The 23,994-nt window shown below is 71.6% G+C and carries 20 protein-coding genes; 6 read left to right on the top strand and 14 right to left on the bottom strand.

Annotation, left to right across the window (positions count from 1 at the left end; genetic code table 11):
* Nucleotides 1–22: 22 nt before the first annotated feature.
* The 3 genes from AB0367_RS03405 to mtrA are packed head-to-tail and all read right to left on the bottom strand — an operon-like array spanning nt 23 to nt 4,401.
* Nucleotides 23–2,038, bottom strand: a complete 2,016-nt coding sequence (locus AB0367_RS03405; RefSeq protein WP_366224658.1) for an LpqB family beta-propeller domain-containing protein — start codon at nt 2,036–2,038, stop codon at nt 23–25.
* Nucleotides 2,038–3,705 (bottom strand): MtrAB system histidine kinase MtrB, encoded by a 1,668-nt coding sequence (mtrB, locus tag AB0367_RS03400; RefSeq protein WP_366224525.1) that lies wholly within the window; start codon nt 3,703–3,705, stop codon nt 2,038–2,040. The genes AB0367_RS03405 and mtrB overlap by 1 nt, the downstream gene beginning before the upstream one ends.
* A 6-nt stretch (nt 3,706–3,711) precedes the next feature.
* On the bottom strand, nt 3,712–4,401 hold the full coding sequence (gene mtrA / locus AB0367_RS03395; protein WP_190251405.1) for an MtrAB system response regulator MtrA: 690 nt from the start codon (nt 4,399–4,401) through the stop codon (nt 3,712–3,714).
* A 139-nt stretch (nt 4,402–4,540) separates the two neighbouring features.
* Between mtrA and AB0367_RS03390 the strand changes: the two genes are divergently transcribed.
* Genes AB0367_RS03390 through AB0367_RS03370 form a run of 5 tightly spaced genes read left to right on the top strand, consistent with a single transcriptional unit; the run spans nt 4,541 to nt 9,860 of the window.
* Nucleotides 4,541–5,395, top strand: a complete 855-nt coding sequence (locus tag AB0367_RS03390) for a hypothetical protein (protein WP_366224524.1) — start codon at nt 4,541–4,543, stop codon at nt 5,393–5,395.
* A complete protein-coding gene (locus AB0367_RS03385) occupies nt 5,392–5,970 on the top strand; it encodes a DUF4129 domain-containing protein (RefSeq protein WP_366224523.1) in 579 nt (192 codons plus the stop codon). The genes AB0367_RS03390 and AB0367_RS03385 overlap by 4 nt, the downstream gene beginning before the upstream one ends.
* Nucleotides 5,967–7,496, top strand: a complete 1,530-nt coding sequence (locus tag AB0367_RS03380; RefSeq protein WP_366224522.1) for a DUF4350 domain-containing protein — start codon at nt 5,967–5,969, stop codon at nt 7,494–7,496. The genes AB0367_RS03385 and AB0367_RS03380 overlap by 4 nt, the downstream gene beginning before the upstream one ends.
* A gap of 5 nt (nt 7,497–7,501) precedes the next feature.
* Nucleotides 7,502–8,491 (top strand): MoxR family ATPase, encoded by a 990-nt coding sequence (locus AB0367_RS03375; RefSeq protein ID WP_366224657.1) that lies wholly within the window; start codon nt 7,502–7,504, stop codon nt 8,489–8,491.
* Nucleotides 8,492–8,513: 22 nt separating this feature from the next.
* Entirely contained in the window at nt 8,514–9,860 is a 1,347-nt protein-coding gene (locus tag AB0367_RS03370; RefSeq protein WP_366224521.1) for a DUF58 domain-containing protein, read from the top strand.
* A 98-nt stretch (nt 9,861–9,958) separates the two neighbouring features.
* Here AB0367_RS03370 and AB0367_RS03365 read toward each other — a convergent pair whose 3' ends face one another.
* Nucleotides 9,959–10,954, bottom strand: coding sequence for a stage II sporulation protein M (locus AB0367_RS03365; RefSeq protein WP_366224520.1), 996 nt, complete (start codon nt 10,952–10,954; stop codon nt 9,959–9,961).
* 60 nt (nt 10,955–11,014) lie between these two features.
* Between AB0367_RS03365 and AB0367_RS03360 the strand changes: the two genes are divergently transcribed.
* On the top strand, nt 11,015–12,001 hold the full coding sequence (locus AB0367_RS03360; RefSeq protein ID WP_366224519.1) for an RDD family protein: 987 nt from the start codon (nt 11,015–11,017) through the stop codon (nt 11,999–12,001).
* A 6-nt stretch (nt 12,002–12,007) separates the two neighbouring features.
* Here the strand turns inward: AB0367_RS03360 and AB0367_RS03355 are convergent, their stop codons facing one another.
* From AB0367_RS03355 to AB0367_RS03310, 10 genes are all read right to left on the bottom strand, one after another.
* Nucleotides 12,008–13,732 (bottom strand): ABC transporter family substrate-binding protein, encoded by a 1,725-nt coding sequence (locus AB0367_RS03355; RefSeq protein WP_366224518.1) that lies wholly within the window; start codon nt 13,730–13,732, stop codon nt 12,008–12,010.
* Between the two features lie 46 nt (nt 13,733–13,778).
* Entirely contained in the window at nt 13,779–15,035 is a 1,257-nt protein-coding gene (gene efeB, locus AB0367_RS03350; protein ID WP_366224517.1) for an iron uptake transporter deferrochelatase/peroxidase subunit, read from the bottom strand.
* Between the two features lie 69 nt (nt 15,036–15,104).
* The gene (efeO, locus tag AB0367_RS03345) at nt 15,105–16,250 is read right to left on the bottom strand and encodes an iron uptake system protein EfeO (protein WP_366224516.1); all 1,146 of its coding nucleotides are present in this window, start codon (nt 16,248–16,250) and stop codon (nt 15,105–15,107) included.
* 32 nt (nt 16,251–16,282) lie between these two features.
* The gene (gene efeU / locus AB0367_RS03340) at nt 16,283–17,131 is read right to left on the bottom strand and encodes an iron uptake transporter permease EfeU (RefSeq protein WP_366224515.1); all 849 of its coding nucleotides are present in this window, start codon (nt 17,129–17,131) and stop codon (nt 16,283–16,285) included.
* A 157-nt stretch (nt 17,132–17,288) separates the two neighbouring features.
* Nucleotides 17,289–18,755, bottom strand: a complete 1,467-nt coding sequence (ahcY, locus tag AB0367_RS03335; protein WP_366224514.1) for an adenosylhomocysteinase — start codon at nt 18,753–18,755, stop codon at nt 17,289–17,291.
* A gap of 167 nt (nt 18,756–18,922) precedes the next feature.
* Entirely contained in the window at nt 18,923–20,065 is a 1,143-nt protein-coding gene (manA, locus tag AB0367_RS03330; protein ID WP_366224513.1) for a mannose-6-phosphate isomerase, class I, read from the bottom strand.
* Between the two features lie 2 nt (nt 20,066–20,067).
* Entirely contained in the window at nt 20,068–21,036 is a 969-nt protein-coding gene (locus AB0367_RS03325) for a cation diffusion facilitator family transporter (protein WP_366224512.1), read from the bottom strand.
* Between the two features lie 79 nt (nt 21,037–21,115).
* Nucleotides 21,116–22,312: an SIS domain-containing protein gene (locus tag AB0367_RS03320; RefSeq protein WP_366224656.1), complete on the bottom strand. Its 1,197-nt coding sequence runs from the start codon at nt 22,310–22,312 to the stop codon at nt 21,116–21,118.
* Between the two features lie 5 nt (nt 22,313–22,317).
* On the bottom strand, nt 22,318–22,557 hold the full coding sequence (locus tag AB0367_RS03315) for a Trm112 family protein (protein WP_366224511.1): 240 nt from the start codon (nt 22,555–22,557) through the stop codon (nt 22,318–22,320).
* A gap of 30 nt (nt 22,558–22,587) precedes the next feature.
* Nucleotides 22,588–23,961, bottom strand: a complete 1,374-nt coding sequence (locus AB0367_RS03310; protein WP_366224510.1) for a phosphomannomutase/phosphoglucomutase — start codon at nt 23,959–23,961, stop codon at nt 22,588–22,590.
* Nucleotides 23,962–23,994 lie beyond the last annotated feature (33 nt).

Genomic DNA, 23,994 nt, shown 5'->3' with positions numbered 1-23,994 from the left:
GCTCCAACGGGAGGTTGAGGCGTCAGTAGTCCGGATAGAACGGGGCGGTCGGGTTGGCCGGCTGCTCGCCCGATGGCGTCGTGGTCGGCGTCGACTCGCCCAGACTCAGCGGCCCGAAGGAGTCCCGGTAGACCTCGCGAGCCACCCCGTTGGACTCGACCATGGCCGTCACCGGCATCCGCGGCCACGCGAACGACAGCGAGTCCCGCGGGTTGTTGGTCCGCACGACGACCTTGCTCACATCCGTCTGCGAGGCCGGCCTGGTCGCGCCGGCCGGCAGCACGTCCTCCTCCGCGCCGTCGACCGTGATCGCGACCAGCGAGTAGGCCAGCACGCCGTTGGGGGGCGTTGGGCTCGGTGCGCCGCCGACCACCAGCGTCGTCTCGGTGAGCCAGCCGACGCCCTGGTTGTTGCGAAGCGAGGTGTAGATCTGCTGGGGCGAGCCGATTGTCAGCTTGCCGTTCACGAGCTGCAGCGCCGCCACGATGAGCTTCGCATCCGCGATGAGCGCGATGCGGTGCCCCTCGGGCGCGACCGCGAAGGCGGTGATCGACCCGATCTGCAGCGCGTTGCTCAGCTCGACCGGGAGGAACTTGCGTGCGCTGGCATCGGTGCTGACCCACAGCAGCTTGCCGTCGGAGATCAGCAGGCGCCGCTCCGGATAGTTCATCCAGGCGGGCCGGCTCAGCCGGCCGACGGACACGTCGACGGACACGTCGACGGGCTCGTACTTCGGCGGGCCCTGCTCGTCCGAGCTGACGAACAGCTGCTGCTGGTTCTTGCTGACCTGGCGCACGAGGGCGGCCTTCGAACCCTCGCGGTTGATCGCCGCGGAGACGACCTGGGTGTTGCTGCCGCCGGGGGCGAACAGCCCCGCCCCGGTGTCCGAGCCGACGGCCCGGACGGTGCCGCCCGAGACGTAGTACTTGTCGGGGGTGGAGGTGGGCAGCCCGGCGGCGACGTTGTCCTCCAGCCAGCCGTCCGAGGAGGCGTCGTTGCTCTGGTTCTCGATCGTCAGCCGCACCGCCGGGTGGTCCGGTCCCGTCGAGAGCGACCAACGGATCTGCCGTACCAACCGGGTGAACTCAGGCCCCTCGGTAGGGATCTTGGTCGCTTTGCCGCTGAGGTTGACCTTCACGACGCCGTTCTCGATCACGGGCGTGCCCTTGAACTCGACCGCCTCCGACAGGGGCGCCGCGACGCCCTGCAGCCATTGGCTGGGACCGTGCCTGAGCCAGTCCAGCACCTGGCCCGCCCGCTTGGTCTGCAACAGCGTCCGCGGCATGTACCGCAGGTCTGGCACCAGTTTCCCTTGGCCCGCCCCAAGCTCCCAGAAGTAGATCGGCTGCCAGTCATACCAGGCCTTCAGGCCGGTCACGGTGAGATAAAGCTGGTCGGGCACATTGCCGCTGAGCCGCAGTTGGCCGCCGACGACGGTCCTCGCCGTGGACGTGAGCGTGATCGGGTCGGCCGTCTGCGTGTTGATCTGAAACTCGCCGCTGTCGGTGAGCTTGCCGATCGGCTGCAACGTGACCTTGACGGTGAATTGCCCGTTTCCGAGCTCCGTCTCCACGAATTCCGTCGGATCCTTCACGATCGTGAGCCCTGGCTGAGGGTTCCACCTGGCGGCCAGGTCGTCCGTCATGAACTGCCGAAGCCAGTCCCGCGTGTCGTTGTTCGCGGTCTTCTGCTCACCGTCGCCGCCCATGTTGCCGCCGACCGACGACTGCAAGAACTGCGAGAGCAGCCCGGACGCGGTGGTGGTATCGGTGGGCCTCGGCGGTGCCTTGGCCTCGTCGTGGGCCGTGGCGGCGCTCTTCGGCGGCCCGGCATACTTCGGAGCGGTGCGCGAGGGCAGCCCACATCCGGTGAGCCCGAGCGCCAGGCCCAGCACCGCGGCGAGTGCCGTCCGGCCCGCCACCCGGCGGGGCAGGCCTGCCGCCGTGGCCCGCAGGCCTTGCCCGCCGGACGGCGTCGAGCCCCGCAGCCGGGCCCTTCCGGCCGACGGTCGGGCCGGGGATGGGCGATCCGGGTGCATCACGGGGCCTCTCCGATCAGGGCGGTCTCGTCGGCGCGGGCGTCGTCGGGCACCAGCCGAAGGGGCGAGGAGACGAGCCGATCGCCGCCGCGGGTCGGCAGCGTCAGGCGGAACTGCGCGCCCTTGCCTGGCGCGCCCCACGCCTCCAGCCAGCCGCCGTGCAGGCGGGCGTCCTCCAGGCTGATCGACAGGCCGAGGCCGGTGCCGCCGGTCTGCCGGGCGCGGGACGGGTCGGCACGCCAGAACCGGTTGAACACCAGCTTCTCCTCTCCCGGCTTGAGACCGACGCCGTGGTCGCGGACCGTGACGGCGACCGCTGAGGCGTCGGCGGCCAGCATGACGATCACCGGCCGGCCCTCGCCGTGCTCGACGGCGTTGCCGACGAGGTTGCGCAGGACCCGCTCCACCCGGCGGGGATCGACCTCGGCGATGATCTCGGTGTCCGGCACGACGGCCCTCAGCTCGACCTTGCAGCGCTCGGCGAGCGCGGCGAGCTGGTCGGTCACCCGGCGCACCACCGCGATCAGATCGGTGGGCTCGGCGTCGAGCGCGGCGAACCCGGCGTCGAACCGGCTGATCTCCAGCAGGTCGGTCAGCAGGCTCTCGAACCGGTCGAGCTCGGCCTGCAGCAGCTCCGCGCTGCGCGCGGCGGCGGGGTCGAAGTCGTCGCGGGAGGCGAACAGCAGGTCGGCGGCCATCCGCACCGTCGTCAGCGGGGTGCGCAACTCGTGCGAGACGTCGGAGGTGAAGCGCCGTTGCAGGCGCGACATCTCCTCCAGCCGCACGATCTGGCGCTGCAGGTTGGCGGCCATCTGGTTGAACGCGGCGGCGAGCCGCGCCAGGTCGTCCTCGCCGCGGACCACCATGCGCTGGTCGAGCAGGCCGGCCGAGAGCCGCTGCGCCGTGCGGGCCGCCACCCGCACCGGCGTCACCACCAGCCGGGTCATCATGGCCGCGATCAGGGCAAGCAGCGCGACGAGTGCGATGCCGGTGCCGGTGACGACCGCGCCGGTGAAGCGGACGAGCTCGTCCTCGGTCTTGAGGGGGATGACGTAATACAGCTCGATCGGCTCGGTGCCGACCAAGACCGGGGTGCCCATCACGAGGTACTTCTGCAGTCCATCACCGATGTCCAGCGCCGCGATCTGCTGGTAGGTCCCGGCCCTGGCCCCAACCACCAGGGGGCGGATGCCGCTCACCTGGGGATCGTTCATCACCTGTGCGCTCTTCTGCGGCGGCCAGACGGCGCTCAGGCCGCCGCTGCGCCGCAGCATGATGACCTGGGCCTGCTGGTTGTTCGTCGACCCATACAGCTGGGTGACCACATTGCGCAGCGCGGGCGGCAGGCTGGGGTCGTCGGCCTGCGTGAAGCCCGTCAGCTCGCGCGTGGCGTATTCGGCGCCGTTGTCGACCATGATCTTGGACTGATCGATCTTGTTCTGCAGGACGCTGTTGCTGATCAGCGATGCCACCGTGTAGCTGAAGGCCAGCACGAGGGTGGCGGACAGCAACAGCGTGATGCCGACGACCCGGAACTGCAACGAGCGGCGCCACTGCCGGCGGACGACCGCCGTGAGCCAGCGCACCCGCCGGCTCACGGCCTGCGGAACGAGCCTGCGGGCCCGCAGCCGGCGGGCCCGCAGGATGATCGGGTCAATGCGCGACATCAAGGCTTATCCGGTCCCGGCTTTGTAGCCGACGCCGCGGACCGTGAGGATGATCTCGGGCTTCTCGGGGTCGGGCTCGATCTTGGCGCGCAACCGCTGCACGTGGACGTTGACCAGCCGGGTGTCGGCCGCATGGCGATAGCCCCAGACCTGCTCGAGCAGCACCTCGCGGGTGAACACCTGGCGCGGCTTGCGGGCCAGGGCGACCAGCAGGTCGAACTCCAGTGGGGTTAGCTTCACCTCGTCGCCGTCGCGCATGACAGTGTGCGCCGGCACGTCGATGGTGATCTGATTGCCCGGTGGCCCTATGGTCAGCAGCTCTGGTGCCACGTCCTCGCCGCGGCGCAGCCGGGCCCGCATCCGGGCGACCAGCTCCTTGGGCTTGAACGGCTTCATCACATAGTCGTCGGCACCCGACTCCAGACCCAGCACCACGTCGACCGTGTCGCTCTTGGCGGTGAGCATCACGATCGGCACGCCCGACTCGGCCCGGATGGACCGGCACACGTCGATCCCGCTCATGCCGGGCAGCATCAGGTCGAGCAGGACGATGTCGGGGCGGGTGTCCCGGAAAGCGGCGAGAGCGCGCTCACCGTCCGCGACGAAGGACGGCAGAAACCCCTCGCTGCGCAGGACGATGCCGAGCATCTCAGCGAGGGCGGGGTCGTCGTCGACCACCAGGACACGGGCTCTCATGCGGTCCAATATTTCACCTCGACGCCAACACGTGGGAACCCGACCGCCGATCTTGAAAATTCCGCGTCCGAGCGTATCGATCTTGCCACTCTGCGTGACCAGGACTCCGGGACTCGCCGCGGCCTACTACGGTGTCGGCGTGGAAGAGACCCGGGCCGTGATACCGATGCGCCCGCTCACCTTCGGTGAGCTGCTGGATGCCGCGGTGTCGCTGCTGCGCGCCCAGGCGCCGCTGCTGCTCGGCGCGGCGCTGATCCTGGCCGCCTGCGAGCAGGCCCTGCTCTTCCCGCTGCGCTCCTGGAGCCACATGCAGCTGCCGTATTTCTGGCTCAGCCGGTCACACATCGGCGAGTCCTGGCTGGTCTTCTGCATCGGGGTGACCATCGAGGGCACGATCCTCGCGCTGCTGGGCGGCCTCGCGGGCGCCGCGGCCGGGCCCGGGCTGCTCGGCCGGCCGGCCCGCGCCCGGGGCCTGCTCGGCCAGGTGCTGCGCCGCGGCCCGGCGCTGCTCGTCGTCGCCGCGGTCACCGCCGCCCTGCTGCTCATCACCTCGCTGGTCGTGATGCTCCCCTGGCTGCTGATGTTCGGCCTGCTCGGATTCGCCGCGCCCGCGCTCGTCGTGGACCGGGTCGGGCCGTGGCGGGCGGTGGGCCGCTCGTTCAAGCTCGCGGGGCGGGGGCTGCGCGGCGCCGCCATCCGGCTGGGTGGATACGTCAGCTGGGTGGCCATCCGCACCGCGCTCGGCCTCGGCGGCGCGGCGGTGCTGCAGATCTGGGTGCGCAACGGCGAGACGGCCTTCACGTTCGCCATGATCGCGATCTGGGCGCTGGTCGACGCCGTCGCCTACGCCACGCTCGCCTGCATCGACGCGGTCCTCTACCTGGAGACCCGGATGCGCGTCGAGGGCCTCGACGTGGCGATCGGCCGCCTGCGCCGCCTCGGCCGCCCGATCGACCTGGCCAGCTCCGTCATCCTCGGGGCGGCGGTGCGATGACCAGGGCATGGGCGGAGTTCCTGCAGGCCGTCGACGATCTCGTCGGCGTGCCGCTGGCCGGCGTCATCCTGATCGCGGCCGCGGTGGTCTTCGGCATGCTGCACTACTTCTACCCGCGCTGGGTGCCCAGGCACCTGCCCAGGCTGCGGTTCGGGCGACAGCGCGGCCCGAAGAAGGTGCAGAACAAGCAGCTCGACGTCGACCTCGGGCCGGACGAGGAGCCGGCGCCCGAGGTGCCGTCCGACGACGAGCAGGTGCCGGAGCTGCCGGCGCATGTGTTCGCGTCGCTGGCCGACCGCCTGGCCGCCGAGGGCCGCTACGCCGAGGCCGTGCGCGAGCGGCTGCGGTCGATGGTGCGCGGCCTCGTCGAGCGCCGCGTCCTGGAGCACCAGCCGGGCATGACGGTCACCGAGCTGGCGCGGGCGGCTGGCGCCGCGGAGCCGGCCGTCGAGGCCCCGATGCGCGCCGCGACGGGCATCTTCTCCGAAATCTGGTATGCCGAACGCCCCGCCACCGCCGAGCACGACCATCGCATGCGCCAGCTCTCCGGGGAGTGCGGGGAAGTGGCCCGATGACGACCGCGACGCCGACGAGCGCCACCGGCGGGGCGCCGGACACCCCGAGCACCTCGGACAGCCCGGACGTTCCGGGCGTGTTCCGCCCGAAGGCCCCGCGCCGACCGCGTGGCCGCCGATGGCTGCGGCTCGTCGTCCCGCCGGCCGCCGCGCTGCTCGTTCTGCTGCTCGGCACCATGCTTTACCGGCTCGAGCAGCCCGGCCGCACCGACGCCGACTACCTGTCCCCGGGCAGCCACGCGGCGATCGGCGCCGCCGACCTCGCGGGCCGGGTGCGCGCGGCGGGCGTCGCGATCATTCCGGAGCACAGCAGCTCCGACGCGCTGGTCGCGGCGTACAGTGGCGACGCCACGCTGCTGATCACCACCCCGCAGCTGATGCACAAGTACTACCTGCGCATGCTCAAGCTCCTGCCCGCCTCCACGCGCGTGGTCATCGTCGAGCCCGACGCCTCGACGATCGTCGACGGGCAACTGCCGTTCCTCGGCGCCCAGCGCGACTACTCCGCGAAGGTCGCCGCGGCCGGCTGCGACCACGCGCCCGCCGCCCGGGCCGGGCGGGCAGCCGTGGTGCGCACGCGCTACGGGCCGATCCGGCCCAGCCTCGGCGAGGAGGTCGCGCGCTGCTACGACGGCTCGCTGGTGGCATACCGGCGGGAGGCCGCGACCGTCACCGTCGTCGGCTCCGCGGACCCGTTCCGTAACGATCGGATCGGCGAGCATGGCAACGCCGAGCTCGCCACCGCGCTGCTCACCGGCGCGCCCCGGCTGATCTGGCTCGACCTGCACCGGCGCGAGCCTCCGCCGCTGGTCACCGACGACCCCGGCCTCAAGGGCGCGCCGGCCGCGCCGCCCTCGCTGCGCCCCGTCCAGTCCGGCGAGCCGGGCGACGTGGACTTCCCAGTGGAGGGCAAGACCCGGCCGAGGCCGCAGCGACCCGACTCCGCCGGTGGCGACCCGGGGGATGCGCCGCTCTCGGAGGACCCGCCCAACCCGCTGTTGGTCGCGTTCCCGAAGTGGGTGTATCCCACCACCGCGCTGCTCGTGCTCGGCGTCGCCTTGCTCGCGGCGGCGAGGGCCCGGCGGCTCGGCGGTCCCGTGGTCGAGCCGCTGCCCGTCGTCGTGCGCTCGAGCGAGACCGCGTCGGGTCGCGGACGGCTGTACCAGCGCGCCCGCGCTCGCCCGGAGGCGCTGCAGGTGCTGCGCGACGCCGCGCTGGCCCGGCTGGTCCGCCGGCTGCGACTCGACCCCGGCGTGGAGCCCCCGGCCCTGATCGAGGCGGTCGCGGCGAGCAGCGGCTGGCCGCCCGCGACGGTCGGGCACGTCCTGTTCGGGCCGGCGCCCGCAAACGATGCCGAGCTGGTCGCCGCGGCCGCCCACCTGGAGCAGCTGGTCGACGCCGCCACGACGCAACCATCCGCGCCGGGCGCCGCGCCCGACGCCGGCGCCGCCACGACGCGGCCCCCCACGCCGGGCGGCACATCCAAAGCCGCATCCGAAGCAGCATCCGAAGGAGAGCCACGGTGACCGACATCGCCGACCCGCTGATCGAAGGCTCGCCGGAGGCCGCCACGCAGGTGGCCCGGGCCGCGCTCGGCCGCCTGCGCGCCGAGGTGGCCAAGGTCGTCGTCGGGCAGGACGCCGTCGTGACCGGCATGGTCATCGCCCTGCTGGCGCGCGGCCACGTGCTGCTGGAGGGGGTGCCCGGCGTGGCCAAGACGCTACTCATCCGCACCATCGCGGCGGCTCTCGATCTTGATGCAAAGCGCGTCCAGTTCACCCCGGACCTGATGCCGGGCGACGTCACCGGGTCGCTGATCTTCGACGCCCGCAGCGCCGAGTTCCAGTTCCGGGAGGGGCCGGTCTTCACCAACCTGCTGATCGCGGACGAGATCAACCGCACGCCGCCGAAGACCCAGGCCTCACTGCTGGAGGTCATGGAGGAGCGGCAGGTGTCGGTCGAGGGCAAGGCGCGGCCGCTGCCCGACCCGTTCCTGGTCGCCGCGACGCAGAACCCGATCGAGTACGAGGGCACGTATCCGCTGCCCGAGGCGCAGCTGGACCGGTTCCTGCTCAAGCTCACCATGCCGCTGCCGACCCGGGACGAGGAGCTGGGCGTGCTGCGCGCGCACCACCAGGGCTTCGACCCGCGCCGACTGCGCGAGGCCGGGGTGCAGCCGGTCGCGACCGCCGCCGACCTGGCCGCCGGGCGTGCCGCGGTGCAGCGGGTCGCGGTCGCCGAGGGCGTGCTGGCGTACATCGTCGATCTGTGCCGCGCGACCCGCGTGTCGCCGTCGCTTGAGCTGGGCGCGTCGCCGCGCGGCGCCACCGCGCTGCTGGCCGCCTCGAAGGCGTGGGCGTGGCTCACCGGCCGCGAATACGTCACCCCCGACGACGTCAAGGCGCTGGCCCGCCCGACGCTGCGCCACCGGGTGCGGCTGCGGGCCGAGGCGGAGCTGGAGGGCGTGACCACCGACGCTGTGCTCGACTCGGTGCTGGCCGCCGTCCCGACCCCCCGATGAGCCCGGCCGCGAGGGACGACACATGATCACATGGCGGGCGGCGGCGCTGCTGGGGGCCGGGACCGTGCTCCTGGCGCTCGTCGGCTCCATCGCCGGCTCGGCCATCCCGGCCGCGGCGCTGTGGATCGCGGCCGGGGCGATCGTGTTCGTGGTGGCCGCCGCTTGCGTCGTGGACCTGCTCGGCGCCGCGTCGCCGAAGCTGCTGCGCATGAGCCGCAGCGGCGACCAGTCGCTGTGGCTCGGCGAGACCGGGCAGGTCACGCTGCTGCTGCAGAACCGGTCCAACCGGGTGCTGACCGGGCGCGTCCGCGATGCCTGGGTACCGTCCGCGGGCGCCGACCCGACGATGCATGACGTGCGGATCGAGCCCGGTCGCGCGGTCGCCGTCACCACCACGCTCACCCCGACGCGGCGCGGCGACCGGCCGGCCGTGCGGGTGCTGGTGCGCAGCTACGGACCGTTCCGGCTGACGTACCGGCAGACGAGCCGGGTCACCGCCGACCGGCTCACCCCGGCGTGGCGGCTGCGGGTGTACCCGCGGTTCAACTCCCGCCGCCTTCTGCCCGAGAAGCTCTCCCGCCTGCGCGTGCTCGACGGCTCGGTCGTGACCCGCGGCCGCGGCCAGGGCACCGAGTTCGACACGCTACGCGAGTACGTCCTCGGCGACGACGTGCGGTCGATCGACTGGCGCGGCAGCGCCCGACGCTCCGACGTCGTGGTGCGCACCTGGCGTCCCGAACGCGACCGGCGGCTCGTCTGCGTTCTGGACACGGGGCGTACCTCGGCCGCCCGCATCGGCGACGAGCCCCGCCTCGACGCGGCCATGGACGCCGCGCTGCTGCTCGCCTCGGTGGCGGCGCGCGCCGACGACCGGGTCGACCTGCTCGCCGTCGACACCGCCGTGCGCGCCTCGGTCACCAACGTCGAGAAGCACACCCTGCTCTTCCGGCTGGTCACCGCGATGGCGCCGCTGGAGCCGGCCCTGGTCGAGACCGACTTCGGGCTGGTCGCGGGCGAGGTCCTGCGCCGGGAGCGCAAGCGAGCGCTCGTCGTGCTCTTCACCGCCCTGGAGCCCGGCGCGCTCGGCGAGGGGCTGCTGCCCGTTCTGCCGCAGCTCGCGGCCCGGCACAAGGTGGTCGTCGCCGCGGTGCACGACCCGGAACTGGCGCGGATGGCGCGCGTGCGGCCCGACGCGACCCCCACCGAGGTGTACGCCGCCGCGGCCGCCCAGCGCGCGCTCACCGAGCGCGACCGGGTCGCCGCCGCGCTGCGCCACCACGGCGTGGAGGTCGTCGACGCGCCGGCGGACGACTTCGCATCCCGCCTGACCGACCACTACCTCGCGCTGAAGCACGCCGGGCGGCTCTGAGCGCGGACGGCGCCGGGCGACTCTGAGCACGAGCAGCGCGGGGCGACTCTGAGCACGAGCAGCGCCGGGCCCGTGGTCAACCGATGGTCAACCGGCGGTCAGGCGGCCGGCAGCGCGGCCTCCGGCACCTCGCCCTCGATCGCCGTCGACCCGCCCTCGCGGTCGGCCTGACGGCCCAGGACGAAGACGTATGCCAGGAACGCCACCCACACCACGAACCCGATGAAGTCCTTGACGATGTTCGGCAGCGGCGCCGGCGTCACGAAGCCCTCCAGCAGGCCGCTGACGAGCAGCACCGCGACCAGCCCCAGCGCCACCAGGATGCCCTCGATCGCGGTCTCGGCCAGCGCACGCCCGCGCGTGCGCAGCGGCCCGGGTGCGACCCAGGCCCAGCCGATGCGCAGCCCCACCCCGGCGCCGATGAAGACGGCGGTGAGCTCGAGCAGGCCGTGCGGCACGATCAGGCCAAAGAACGTGTCGGCGCGGCCGTAGGCGATCATGATGCCGCCGATCAGGCCGACGTTCAGGGCATTTTGGAACAATAGGTACACCACCGGGAGGAAGGCCACGCCGGAGGCCAGGGCCATGCCGGTGAGCAGGGCGTTGTGGGTCCAGACGCGCAGGAACGAGTTCTGCGGCAGGTAGTCGCTGTAATACCCCTCGAACCTGCTGTTGACGAGGTCGTTGATGTCGGCGTCGCTGAGGAAGTACCCGGCCACCTCGGGGTTGCCGGCGACATACGCCATCAGCCCGAACGCGAGCGCCGAGAACGCCGTCGCCACCCCGCACCACCACGGCCAGGCGCGATACACGGCCAGCGGGAAGGTTCGGGTGAAGAACCGGCCGACCCCGGCGAGGGAGAACGAGGGCGCGCCGGTGAGCGCGTTGCGGGCGGCCAGGACCAGGCGGGACAGCCGCGCGATCAGGATCGGGTCGGGCGAGCGGCTGCGAATGAGCGACAGATGGGTGGCCGCGCGCTGGTAGAGCGCCACGAGCTCGTCGGTCTCGGCCGCATTGAGCCGCCGGCGCCGGGAGAGCTCGTCCAGCCGCCGCCACTCGGCGCCGTGCTCGGCGACGTACGCGTCCAGATCCACCCCGGCAGCGTAAACGGGCAAGGCACGCGAAGGGTGCCCCGCTGTAGGACACTGTCATGCATGTACGACACCTCGGCCCCGGCGGCACCCGGCGCGCGGCTGGTCAGCGGCGAGGCCGTCGAGCTCGAGGTGCGCGTGGCCCGGGCCGGGTCGCGGGTCCTCGCGCTGATGCTCGACATCCTCCTGCAGCTGGTGCTGCTCGCCGCGCTGCTCATGGCGACCGCCCTGCTGATCTACCTGACGGCCGAAGGCGGCGTGTTCGACGGTGGCCTCTTCCAGGCGCTGATGGTGATCGACCTGACCGTCGTCGTGGTCGGTTACCCGGTGTTCTGGGAGACCCTGCTGCGCGGGCGCACCCCCGGCAAGCTCGCGATGGGCCTGCGCGTCGTGCGCGACGACGGCGGCCCGATCCGGTTCCGCCACGCGCTGGCTCGGTCGCTGGTGGGCCTCGCGATCGAGTGGCCCGGCCTGCTGTTCCCGGTCGCGTCCTGGCTGGCCGGCCTCGGCGTGCTCATGCTCAACCCGAGCGGCAAGCGCATCGGCGACCTGGTCGCCGGCACGATCGTGATCCACGAGCGCACCCCGGCGAGCTGGGGCTGGGTGCCGGCGATGCCGCCGCCGCTGAGGCAGTGGGCGGCCCTGCTGGACCTGACCGGGCTGGACGACAGCCTGGCACTGGCGGTGCGGCACTTCCTGGCGCGCAACCGCGAGATCGGCGAGCCGGCCCGCACCGCGCTGGGTCAGGCGCTGGCCCGCGAGGTCGCGAGCTGCACCACGCCGCCGCCCCCGCCGGGCGTCCCGGGCTGGGCCTACCTCGCCGCCGTCCTGGCCGAGCGGCACCGCCGGGCGAGCCACCGGCTGGCCCGGGCCCGCGCCGCCTCCGCCAGCGTCTGGCCGGGCCTGGCCGCGGTGCTGGCGCCGCGCCAGCCCGTCCCGATGATCGCCGCCGGTCCGCCGGCGCCGACCGTCCCGTGGACGCTGCCGGCCGCCCAGCCACGGCCGGCCGCTACGCTGCCGGCCGTCCGGCCGTCGCCCCCGCTGCGATAGCCGGGCTCACGCGGCCCGCTGGCCCCATTCCTGGATGTTGTACGTCGGGCCCCAGACCGAAGGGTTGTCGCGGATGTTCGCGTACTCCTGGTAGGTGAACGTCAGCGTCGGCCGCTGCATCAGCGGCAGCACGTAGGCATCCTTGGTCAGCAGGTCGTCGGCCTGGTTGAGCAGGTCGACGGCGCGCCTCGGATCGATGTCCACCGCCGCGGCGTGCACCAGCCGGTCGAGTTCCGGGTTGGAGTACCCGCCGTAGTTGCCCGGCGCGCCCGTCGACCAGCGCCGCTCGGGCGCGCCCTGGTAGAGCGGCCCGTTCACCCATTCGGCGAGGACCAGGTCGAAGTCGCCGGTGGTGAGTGTCTGCGCGAGCCCCTCGGTCGTCTCGGCCCGGGCCTCGACGCCGATCGCCTTCAGCGCGGCGGCGATGTGCTCGGCGACCACGGCCCGCGTGTCGTTGTCGTAGCGCAGGCGCAGGGCGGGCACCGCCTCCCCGGTCTTCGTCACGAGGTGGCCGTTCTCGATCTTGTAACCGGCGTCGGTGAGCAGCTTCTTCGCCTTGTCCACGTTGCCGGAGCCCTGCCCGGTGCCGCTGATGACGTCCTTGTACCCCGTGTCGCCCGGCACGAAGTTGTGGCTGCCCAGCGGCTTGAGGTTCTTGTCGAACGTGCCGTACGTCTTATCCACGATGGTCTTGACGTTCACCGCGGTGAAGATCGCCCGGCGCAGGACCGGGTCGGCGAGGTACTTGTTCTTCAGGTTGAGCGTCAGGTGCTCCCACACGTAGCTCTCGCCGACCTCGTAGATCACCCCGGGAGTGCCGGCCACTCCGGCGACCAGCGCCTGGCTGGGCCGCGGCGACATGCCGGTGAGCTCCTTGGCGCGCAGCGCCGGGACGATGGCGGCCGGGTCGAGCACGAACTTGAACGTGATCCGGTCCAGGGACGGCTTGATCTTGCCGTACCACTTGTCGTTCTTCTTCAGCACCAGCGCCTGGTCCTTGGTGAACGACTCGATCTGGTACGGGCCGCCCGACCACGTCGGCACGGTTCGGCTGAACCAGTCGGCGGCGCCGGCCACGCCCTCCGGCTTGGCCAGGTCGAAGCCCTGCTTGGTGGCCAGGTGCGACGGGTAGAGGCCGTCGTTGGAGAAGATGCCCTTCCAATCGCCGAAGGTCTTGCCGTCGGTGAAGGTCAGCGTCACGGTCTTGCCGCCGTCGGAGCCGACGATGCTCTTGATCACGTCGTACCCCGCGGTGCTGGCGGGGGTGCAGGCCGAGCAGTGCGCCGGGTTACCGGAGTTCTGCTTCCAGGTCAGGATGAAGTCGTCAGCGGTGATCGGGATGCCGTCGTTCCAGACCGCGTCCGGACGGATCTTGTAGACGATCGTCTCGGGGTTCTGGTTGGTGATGTCGGCGGAGCTGACCAGGTCGGCGTTGAGCTGCAGGCGGCCCTGCGGGTCGACCTTGAACACCTGCGGCAGCAGTCCGGAGATCGCCTGCTTGGTCGCGGGCGTGCTTCCCGCCGTCGTGTTGACGTTCCAGCTGGTCACCCGCTGGTCCAGGCCGTACGTGTACGAGCCGCCGAGCTTGATGTCACCGCCGTTGCAGGTTGTCGGATTCTTCGCGCAGTCGGCGAATCCGATCGTGGCCGTGGGCGACGGCTTGGCCCCGTTGCCGCCGGTGCATGCGCCAAGCAGCAGCCCGGCCGCCGCGACGGCGATAGAAGCCCGCATCTGCCTTCCAGTTACAAAAGCCACCCGGCAACCATAGGGGGCGACCCTAGGCGAACAGGGCACGACCCCAGTAATCGCCATCTGACGCAATGCCCGGCGGGCACGCGAACAAACCGCTCGACATGTGCCGGATGTACTCGTTGAGCGAGTCCTGGCGCGACAGCCGCGTCTGGATCGGCACGAACTGCTTGCGCGGGTCGCGCTGGTAGGCGATGAAGAACAGTCCGGCGTTGAGACGGCCCAGGCCGTCGGAGCCGTCCACGAAGTTGTACCCGCGGCGCAAGAGCCGCGCGCCGTCGTTGAACTCGGGGTGGGCCAGGCGCACGTGCGAGTTCGCGGCGATGGCCGGCCGCCCGTCGGTACCGTTGGCGGAGAAGACCGGCTCGTCGAACTCCTTGGCGCCACTGAGCGGGGCACCCTCCCCCTTGTCGCGCCCGACGATCGCCTCCTGCTCGCCCAGCGAGGTGCGGTCCCACGTCTCGATCAGCATCCGGATCTTGCGGGTGACCATGTAGGAGCCGCCGGTCATCCACGCCTCGCCGTCGCCGGACTGCACCCACAACTGCTCGTCGAGCAGCTTGGCGTCCTCGGCCTTGAGGTTGGCGGTGCCGTCCTTGAAACCGAACAGGTTGCGCGCGGTCTGCTGGTTGCGCGAGGTCGAGGAGGTGCGCCCGAAGCCCAGCTGCGACCACCGCACGCTGACCACGCCGAAGCCGATGCGGGCGAGGTTGCGCACCGCGTGCACGGCCACCTGCGGGTCGTGCGCACAGGCCTGCACGCACAGGTCGCCACCGGAGATCTCGGCCTGGAGCGTGTCCTTGGCGAAGCGCGGCAGGTCGGCCAGCGCCGCCGGGCGCCGGTCCGCGATGCCGAAGCGGTCCTTGCCCTGCCCGTCACGAAACAGCGTCGGGCCGAAGCCGATCGTGAGAGTGAGCCCGGACGGGGGCAGGCCGAGCGCCTCGCCGGTGTCGTCGGGGGCGGCTTCCGGGGCGCCGTTGACCGCACCGATCGTGCCCGCGTCCTTGCCCGCGGTCATCCGCGCCGCCGCCGCGGTCCACTTCTGCAGCAGCTCGACGACCTCGGCCTTCTTGTCGGTGATGACGTCGAAGGCGACGAAGTGCAGCCGGTCCTGCGCGGGCGTGACGATGCCGGCCTGGTGCTGGCCGTAGAAGGGCACCGCCGCGCCGGCGTCGGCCGCCCGGGCAGGCTCGGCGCGATCGAAGACCTGCGAGCCGACGACGCCCGCCGCCGCGGCCCCGAAGGCGCCCGCACCGGCAAGCCCGATCATCTTCCGGCGATCCATGATCAAAACCCTTCAATCGGATCCGGTACGGCGGGAGGCGCGCCCGGCGAACCGGACGCGCCCGCGGACCTACTTCGTGGCGACGAGCGGTGCGACCTTGCTGATCGGCTCGGCGAGCGCGTTGATCACGTCACCCAGGGCCTTCAGCTGCGGCTCGGTCAGCTCGTTGTGCAGCTTCCAGCCGTCGCCGCTGCGGTATTTGTCGAGCTCGGCCTGCGCCGCGGCGAACTTCTCGTCGAGCGTCTTGGCCAGCGCGGCGTCCTTCTCCTCGATCACCGGGTGCAGCGCGGCGATCGCGGCCCGCGAGCCATCGAGGTTGGCCGCGAAGTCCCACAGGTCGGTGTGCGAGAAGGCCTCCTCCTCACCGGTGATCTTGCCGGTGGCGACCTCGTCGAGCAGTTCCTTGGCGCCGTTGGCGAGCTCCAGCGGGGACAGCTGGACGGTGGCGGCCTTCTCGACGATGGTCTTGACGTCGGCGAGCAGCTTGTCGGCGATCGGGCCGGACTTGCTGATGTCCTTGGTGACCCAAAGGTCCTTCTCGATCTTGTGGAAGCCGGTCCATTCCTGGCCCGCCTCCAGGTCCGCCTCGCGGGCGTCGATGGCCGGGTCGAGGTCGCCGAAGCTCTCCGCGACCGGTTCGATACGCTCCCAGTAGGTGCGGGCGATCGGGTACAGCGCCTTGGCCTTCTCCACGTCGCCGGCCTTGACCGCGTTGACGAACTCGGTCGTCTTGTCGATCAGCGCGGCGGCCTGGCTCTGCACGTACCGCTGGTAGTCCTTGGTGGCCTGGTCGAGCTTGGCGTTGTCGGTGAGCGGCCGGCTCTCGCCGGTGGCCTTGAACGCGCCGCGGATGCCGTTGCCGATCATGCCTGGCTTGCAGGCAGTCTCGTAGGTGCCGGCCGGCAGCTCGACGATCAGGTCGCGGGTCAGGCCGGGTGCGACGTTCTCCACCTCGCCGACGATCCGGTCGCCGGTCGCGAACACGTAGAACTCGGTGACCTTGGTGCCCTTGTTGCTGACGGCGAAGGTGATCGCGCCCGAGGCCACCTCGGTCCGCTCGAGCTTGCACTCGGTGTCGGTGGCGGTCACGGCGATCTTGCCGCTACCGCTCGCGCCGGCCTTGTCGCCGGTCTTGCCGTCGCCGCAGCCGGCCATGGCGAGGGCGAGGGCGAGGGCCGGGACGGCGCCGAGTGCGAGCAGGCGTGTTTTAGGCATGGTTCTCCTAAGAGAGGGAGCTTGTCGCGAATTCAGGCGCTGGTGCTCGCCGGCTGTGGTGCCACCGGCTTGGGCGCGGCCGGCCTGCGCAGCAGCGGCAGCAGGAACAGGACGAGGACGGGCACGCCGTAGACGACCCAGGCGACGGTCTCCAGTACGGACGGCTGGGGCGTGAAGTTGAACATGCCGCGCAGCAGCTCGGAGTACCACGCGGTCGGCGGCAGGACGCCGGTGAGGTCGTAGGCATGGTTGTTGAGGCCGGGCAAGACGTTGGCCTCCTGCAGGTCGTGCACGCCGTACTTGAAGATGCCGGCGGCCACCAGCACGAGCAGGGCGCCGGTCCAGGTGAAGAACTTGGTCAGGTTGATCCGGACGGCACTGGCGTAGATCAGGTAGCCCAGCACGATCGAGGTGGCGAGGCCGAGCGTGATGCCGATCAGCGGCTGGAGCGTTTCGGAGCCCTGCGCCGCGGCGAAGAACAGGATCGCGGTCTCCAGGCCCTCCCGGATGACCGCGAGGAAGGCCATGCCGGCGACCGCGAACGGGCCGACCTGGATCGCGTCCTCCAGCTTGCCGCGCAGCTCCTTGCCCATCTGGCGGGCCATCCGGCGCATCCAGAAGATCATCCAGGTCACGAACGCGACGGCGACGAGCGAGGTGATCGCGTCGAAAAGCTCCTGGTGCGGGCCGGAGAGATACGCGGTGCCGGCCTGCAGCACCGCGGCGAACCCGATCGCGAGCACGGAAGCGGCGGCGACGCCGGTCCAGACGAACTTGAGCAGGTGCCTGCGATTGCTCTTGACCAGGAACGCGACGAGGATGGACACCACCAGGGTGATCTCGAGTCCCTCGCGCAGTCCGATCAGATAGATGGCGGTCATACCAGGCTCCGCAGTTAGCTGCACCTTACTTAGGTCAGCTTTACCTTAGACCTCATTGACCACGGCCTCAAGCGCCGGGGGGCCAAGTGAGCCTGGTCATGCCCGTGAACGCGAAAGGGCCCCGCCGGTACACGCCCGGCGAGGCCCTTCTTCGCGCTCAGTAGCGGTAGTGGTCCGCCTTGTAGGGACCCTCGACCGGCACGCCGAGGTACTCGGCCTGCTTCTTGGTCAGCTCGGTGAGCTTGACGCCCAGGGCGTCCAGGTGCAGCCTGGCAACCTTCTCATCGAGGTGCTTGGGCAGCGTGTAGACACCGACCGGGTACTGATCGGTCTTGGTGAACAGCTCGATCTGGGCGATCGACTGGTTGGCGAAGCTGTTGGACATCACGAACGACGGGTGACCGGTGGCGTTGCCCAGGTTCAGCAGGCGACCCTCGGACAGCACGATGATCGAGTGGCCGTCGTCGAACTTCCACTCGTCGACCTGCGGCTTGATGTTGATCCGCGTGACGTCCGAACGGCGGGCCAGGCCGGCCATGTCGATCTCGTTGTCGAAGTGGCCGATGTTGCCGACGATCGCCTGGTGCTTCATCCGGCCCATGTGCTCGGCGGTGATGACGTCGAGGCAGCCGGTCGCGGTGATGAAGATGTCGGCGGTCTCGACGACGTCCTCGACCGTGGCCACCTGGTAGCCGTCCATCGCCGCCTGCAGCGCGCAGATCGGGTCGACCTCGGTCACGATGACCCGGGCACCCTGGCCGCGCAGCGACTCGGCACAGCCCTTGCCCACGTCGCCGTAGCCGAAGACGACCGCGACCTTACCGCCGATGAGCACGTCGGTGGCGCGGTTGATGCCGTCGATGAGCGAGTGACGGCAGCCGTACTTGTTGTCGAACTTCGACTTGGTGACCGAGTCGTTGACGTTGATCGCCGGGAAGAGCAGCGTGCCGGCCTGCTGCATCTCGTACAGCCGGTGAACGCCGGTGGTGGTCTCCTCGGTCACGCCCTTGATACCCGCCGCGATGCGGGTCCAGCGGCCGTTGTCCTCCTGCAGCGAGCGCTGCAGAACCCCGAGGATGACCGCGTACTCCTCGGAGTCGGCGGTATCCGGCGACGGGACCGCGCCGGCGCCCTCGAACTCGGCGCCCTTGTGCACCAGCAGGGTGGCGTCACCGCCGTCGTCGAGGATCATGTTCGGGCCCTGGCCGTCGGGCCAGAGCAGCACCTGCTCGGTGCACCACCAGTACTCGTCGAGGGTCTCGCCCTTCCAGGCGTACACCGGGACACCGGCCGGCTTCTCCGGGGTGCCCTCGGGGCCCACCGCGATCGCGGCGGCGGCGTGGTCCTGGGTCGAGAAGATGTTGCAGCTGGCCCAGCGGACCTGCGCGCCGAGCGCGACGAGCGTCTCGATCAGCACCGCGGTCTGGATCGTCATGTGCAGGGAGCCGGTGACCCGCGCGCCCTTGAGCGGCTGCGTGGCGGCGAACTCCCGCCGGATGGCCATCAGGCCTGGCATCTCGTGCTCAGCGAGCTGGATCTCCTTGCGCCCGAACGCGGCGAGGGATAGATCGGCCACCTTGAAGTCACCGTCGGCGACGGTCCGCGGCGGCAGCGTACTGGTCAATGCGGTCTCCTGGTCTGCATAGGCGAACGGCAACCCTTCACGGTACCCGGCGGGCACGCGCCACTCCAATCGCCCCGGCGATGTGCCGGGGCGGCCGCGACGAACGACGCGGGCCGGTCGCGGGGTCTGCCCGCGTCCCGGCCCGAGGCGTTGGCCGCGCGGCGCTGCTACGGCGTGGCGGCCTGGAAGGCCTCGCCCGAGCCGCTCAGCGACAGCTCCGGGCGCCCGGCCCGCGCGAACGCCGCCTGCCCCTGCTTCAGGGTCACCGGGACGGCGCCATCGTCGACGCGGATCGAGCCCCGCGTGCACAGGACGATGCGCGGGCCGCCGCCGGGAAGGCGTACCGCCGGCACGGCCGGATCGACGACCGCGCGGTGCAGGGTGAAGTCGGCGATCGGGACGGGATAGGCGAATAGGCCCGGGCCGAGAACATTCGGCCTGGTCACGGGCTCGTCGAGGACCTCGAACCGCAGCACGCGCAGCAGCTCCTCGACGTCGACGTGCTTCGGGGTCAGGCCGCCGCGCAGGACGTTGTCCGAGGCGGCCATGATCTCGATGCCGACGCCGCGCAGGTAGGCGTGCAGATTGCCGGCCGGCATCCAGACCGCCTCGGTGGGGCGCAGGCGGATGCGGTTGAGCAGCGTTGCGACGATGACGCCGGAGTCGCCAGGGTATTGCGCGGCGAGCGACACCACGAGGTCGTAGGCCGGCCGCTCGGCCGTGCGGGGGCGGCAGGCCGCCACGACGTCGGCCACGAGCTCGGCGTCGGGGTTGGCGAGCAGCCCCTGGACCGTGTCGTGCAGGGCGACGGCGGGGTCGGACTGGGACAGCGTGTCCACAATCGGCTTGAGCCGGGCCACGCCCAGTGCGGCCAGGTCGCGCGAGGCCGCGGCCGGGTCGCGGAAGCCGCACAGGGCGTCGAAGTCGGTGAGCGCGACCAGCATCTCCGGCTTGTGCCAGGCGTCGACGTAGGAGGGGTGCCCGGCCGCGTGTGCGGCGCGGGCCTGCTCCAGCGTCGGGTGGGCCTGCAGGGACAGCGGCTTGGCGGCGGCGAGCACCTTGAGCAGGAACGGCAGCCGAGGGCCGAACCGCTCGACGTTCGCCGCGCCGAGCAGCGTCACCGGGTCGGCGGCGATGGCGTCCGTGAGCGGGGTGCCGCTCACGGCGAGCCGGGACGGGCTCGCCGGGTGGGCGCCCATCCACAGCTCCGCCTCCGGGTCCGCGGTCGGCGCCGACCGGCCCTGCAGCGTGGCGATCGCGTTGTGCGACCCCCAGGCGTACTTGCGGATCGGGCTCTCTAGCAGTTCCACGGTCAGTGTGCCTCCGCGTTGGTCGGGGCGGCCGCAGCTTCGGAGCTGCCGGCCTTGCTCGCCTGGTAGATGTCCGGCTCCAGGTAGATCACGCGGGCGATCGGCACCGCGGCCCGGATGCGGGCCTCGGCGGCGTCGATGCCGCTGGCGATCTCGTCGGCCGTCTCGTTGTGCCGCACCGCGATCTTCGCCGCGACCAGCAGCTCCTCGGGGCCGAGGTGCACGGTACGCATGTGGATCACGCGCTCGACCTCGGGACCGTCCACGATCGCCTTCTCGATGGCGTCGACCTGCTCCGGCGTGGCCGACTCGCCGACGAGCAGGCTCTTCATCTCCACCGCGAGGACGATGGCCACGGCGATCAGCAGCACGCCGATCGCGGCGGTGCCGATGCCGTCCCAGATGCCGTTGCCGGTGATCAGGGTCAGGCCGACACCGAAGAGGGCCAGCACGAGGCCGATCAGGGCGGCGAAGTCCTCCAGCAGGATGACCGGGAGCTCCGGCTGCTTGGCCCGGCGGATGAACTGCACCCAGCCGGCCTTGCCCTTGATCTTGCGGGTCTCGGCGATGGCGGTACGGAAGGAGAGCCCCTCCATGACGATCGCCGCGACGAGCACGGCGACCGGTACCCACTGCCAGGATGTGATCGGCTCGGGCTCGGCGATCTTGTGCCAGGCCTCGTAGATGGCGAAGACGCCGCCGACGAAGAACAGCACGACGGCGACGATGAACGCGTAGATGTAGCGCTCCCGCCCGTAGCCGAACGGGTGGCGGGCGGTCGCCCGCCTCTCGGCCTGCTTGCCGCCGAGCAGCAGCAACCCCTGGTTGCCGGAGTCCGCGACCGAGTGGATCGCCTCGGCCAGCATCGACGACGAGCCCGTCAGCGCGAACGCGACGAACTTGGTGGCGGCGATACCGAGGTTGGCGGACAGCGCCGCCAAGATCGCCTTTGTCCCACCTTCAGTGCTCACATCGTCTCCGCTTCGCTACGGCGACGTAAGCAAGGCTCTGCCTCGCTCTGCGAGGCGCCTCCGCTTCGCTCCTGACCTCTCACGGACTGACCAGCTCCTTCATCTCCGAGACGGCCGGGACGGCCATGGGGTCGAAGCCGTGCGCGAGCCCCAGGTAGATCGAGGCGAAGTCCGGCACGGCCACGAGCGAGGCCAATCGTTCCAGAGGAGATCCACCCTCCGCGGTGATCAGGCTCACCCGCACTCCGCGGCGCTCGGCCAGCTCCTGCACGGCCTCCGCGCGGCGTTCCTCGACCGCGACCGGCTCGTCGCCCTCCTCGTCGTCGCCGGTCAGGCCGCCGTCGCGCAGCAGCACCAGGCGCAGCCGGGTGACCGCGCTCGTCTCCTCCCCGGGGTCGGCGAAGATGTCGCGGTCGGCTTCGGCCAGCCCGCCGTACACCCCGTCAAGGAGGCCGACCCGGCCGCGGCCGGCCTCGCCGAGCGCGCCGACGACCGCGGGGTAGCGGGCGTTGGCGGCCAGCGTGTCGCCGACACGGCGGGCGGCGACGGTGGCCAGGGGCGAGGAGCCCCAGATGATCGGCACCGAGTGGGCGAGGTCGAGCGCGAGGCTCTTGCCAGGGTTGACGAACGACTCGAGCGCCGTGCGGCAGCGCTCGGCGTCGGCGTCGAGGCGGGAGGCCGTCTCGGCGAAGTCGGCCTCGTTGACCTTGACCAGGCCGAGCTGGCGGCCGGCCAGCAGGACCGGCACGGCCAGGCCCCAGAGGCTGGCCCGGGCCGGCGCGCGCCGCGGCACCGGGATGAACGGCGCGCGGAAGCGGTCGGCCAGGGCGTGCAGCTGCGTGTCGGGCGCGCCGATCGCGACGAGCCGGGCGCCGCGGCGACCGGCGGCCTCGGCGGCGGCGAGCGCCTCCGGGGAGCGCCCGGACGCCGAGACGGCGATGACGACGTCGGCGGCGCCGACCCAGCCGGGGATGCCGGCGCTGCGGTGCGCGAGGACCGGCACCGGGCAGCGCGGCCCGGCGACGGTCTCGAGGATGTCACCGGTGCGCGCGGCGGTGCCGACCCCGGCGATGACGATCGCGCGCGGGCGGCCCTCGTCGGCCAGCGCGCTCAGGTCGGTCTCCGCGGCCAGGGCGGCCGCCTCCCGCACCTGGGCGCCCGCCGACGCGGTCGCGCGCAGCATGCCGCCCGGGTCGTTGCGCTCCAGCGCCTCGGCGTTGTCCAGCAGCGCCAGGTCGATCTCTCGATGCCCGCGGACCCCCGCGGTGCCCTCCAGCGGATTCACTCGGCACCGCCCTCGCCACCCACGGCGTCGGCGTCCGGCGCGGGAGCCGCCGAGGCGGGACCCGGCGCCGGCGGGCGCGCCTCGTCGAGCAGGAGCACCGGGATACCGTCGCGGATCTCGAAGATCCGCCCGCATTCGGTGCAGGTCAGCGTCTGCTCCTCCGCGTCGAGGGTGAGCTCGGCGTGGTGCTCGTCGGGGCAGCGCAGGATCGACAGCAGGGCTGGGTCCACGGACACGCGTTCCAACTCCTTTTGTGCGGCTGATCGTCAGCGGCGTATGACGGTCAGCATCTCATCGCGCAGGGCGGCCATCCGCTCCGCGGTCGGCGCCTCAACGTTAAGCCGCAGCAGCGGCTCGGTGTTGGACGGGCGGACGTTCGCCCAACTGCCGTCGGGAAAGCTGAGGGTGATGCCGTCGAGGCGGTCGACCGGCACGCCGAAGGCCTGCTCGATCTCCGCCATCTTCGCGGGCTGGTCGGTGACGGTCGAGTTGATCTCGCCGGAGGCCGCGTACCGCTCGTAGTCCTTCGCCAGGGCCGACAGCGGCGCGGCCTGCCCCCCGAGCAGCGCCAGGGTGTGCAAGGCGGCCAGCATGCCGGTGTCGGCGCCCCAGAAGTCGCGGAAGTAGTAGTGCGCGGAGTGCTCGCCGCCGAACACCGCGCCGGTGCGGGCCATCTCGGCCTTGATGAACGAGTGACCGACTCGCGTGCGCACGGGCACACCGCCATGTTCCCGGACGATCTCGGGCACGACGTGCGAGGTGATGAGATTGTGGATGACCGTGGCGCCCGGCTCCTTGGCCAGTTCCCGGACCGCGACCATTGCCGTGATCACCGACGGTGACACGGCCTCGCCGCGCTCGTCGACGACGAAGCAGCGGTCGGCGTCGCCGTCGAAGGCGAGCCCGAGGTCGGCGCCGGTCTCGCGGACCTTGGCCTGCAGGTCGACCAGGTTGGCCGGCTCGAGCGGGTTGGCCTCGTGGTTGGGGAACGTGCCGTCGAGCTCGAAGTACAGCGGGATGATCGTCAGCGGCAGCCCCGAGCCGAGCACGGCCGGCACGGTGTAGCCGCCCATGCCGTTGCCTGCGTCGACGACCACGGTCAGCGGCCGGATGTCGGAGAGGTCGACGAGGGTGAGCAGGTGGGTCGCGTAGCGCTCGAGCAGGCTGTGCTGCTCGATGCCGCCCTTGAGCTCGGCCTCGGCGACCCGCGGCGCCCCGCTGTCGAGGATCTCCTGCGCGCGCTGACGGATCTCGGCGAGGCCGGTGTCCTGCCCGACGGGCTTGGCGCCCTGCTTGCAGAGCTTGATCCCGTTGTACTGCGCGGGGTTGTGACTCGCCGTGAACATCGCGCCAGGCAGGTCGAGCGCGCCCGAGGCGTAGTAGAGCAGGTCGGTGGAGCCGAGCCCGGCCTCCAGGATGTCGGCGCCCTCCGCGCGCGCCCCGGCTGCGAAGGCGGCGGCCAGCGCCGGGCCCGAGGCCCGCATGTCGTGCGCGGTGACGATCTTCTCGGCGAACTCCCCGCGTGAGCGCAGCGTCTGCACGAACGCCCGCCCGAGCGCCTCCGCCACCGGCTCGTTGAACTGGTCCGGCACCGTTCCCCGCACGTCGTACGCCTTGACGATCCGGCTCAGGTCGATCACAGTCTCGCACCCCTAGTCGTGGTCGCTGTTCCT

Source organism: Dactylosporangium sp. NPDC051484 (genome assembly GCF_040689395.1).
Classification (GTDB): Bacteria; Actinomycetota; Actinomycetes; order Mycobacteriales; family Micromonosporaceae; genus Dactylosporangium.
This window is presented reverse-complemented; position numbering and strand designations above follow the sequence as displayed.

Bases quoted from the DNA above. Each gene is read 5' to 3' on its own strand.
- AB0367_RS03405 (WP_366224658.1), bottom strand. From the start codon at position 2,038: ATGCACCCGGATCGCCCATCCCCGGCCCGACCGTCGGCCGGAAGGGCC.
- efeO (WP_366224516.1), bottom strand. From the start codon at position 16,250: ATGCCTAAAACACGCCTGCTCGCACTCGGCGCCGTCCCGGCCCTCGCC.
- AB0367_RS03370 (WP_366224521.1), top strand. From the start codon at position 8,514: ATGATCACATGGCGGGCGGCGGCGCTGCTGGGGGCCGGGACCGTGCTC.
- efeB (WP_366224517.1), bottom strand. From the start codon at position 15,035: ATGGATCGCCGGAAGATGATCGGGCTTGCCGGTGCGGGCGCCTTCGGG.
- mtrA (WP_190251405.1), bottom strand. From the start codon at position 4,401: ATGAGAGCCCGTGTCCTGGTGGTCGACGACGACCCCGCCCTCGCTGAG.
- efeU (WP_366224515.1), bottom strand. From the start codon at position 17,131: ATGACCGCCATCTATCTGATCGGACTGCGCGAGGGACTCGAGATCACC.
- AB0367_RS03355 (WP_366224518.1), bottom strand. From the start codon at position 13,732: ATGCGGGCTTCTATCGCCGTCGCGGCGGCCGGGCTGCTGCTTGGCGCA.
- mtrB (WP_366224525.1), bottom strand. From the start codon at position 3,705: ATGTCGCGCATTGACCCGATCATCCTGCGGGCCCGCCGGCTGCGGGCC.
- AB0367_RS03385 (WP_366224523.1), top strand. From the start codon at position 5,392: ATGACCAGGGCATGGGCGGAGTTCCTGCAGGCCGTCGACGATCTCGTC.
- AB0367_RS03380 (WP_366224522.1), top strand. From the start codon at position 5,967: ATGACGACCGCGACGCCGACGAGCGCCACCGGCGGGGCGCCGGACACC.
- AB0367_RS03360 (WP_366224519.1), top strand. From the start codon at position 11,015: ATGTACGACACCTCGGCCCCGGCGGCACCCGGCGCGCGGCTGGTCAGC.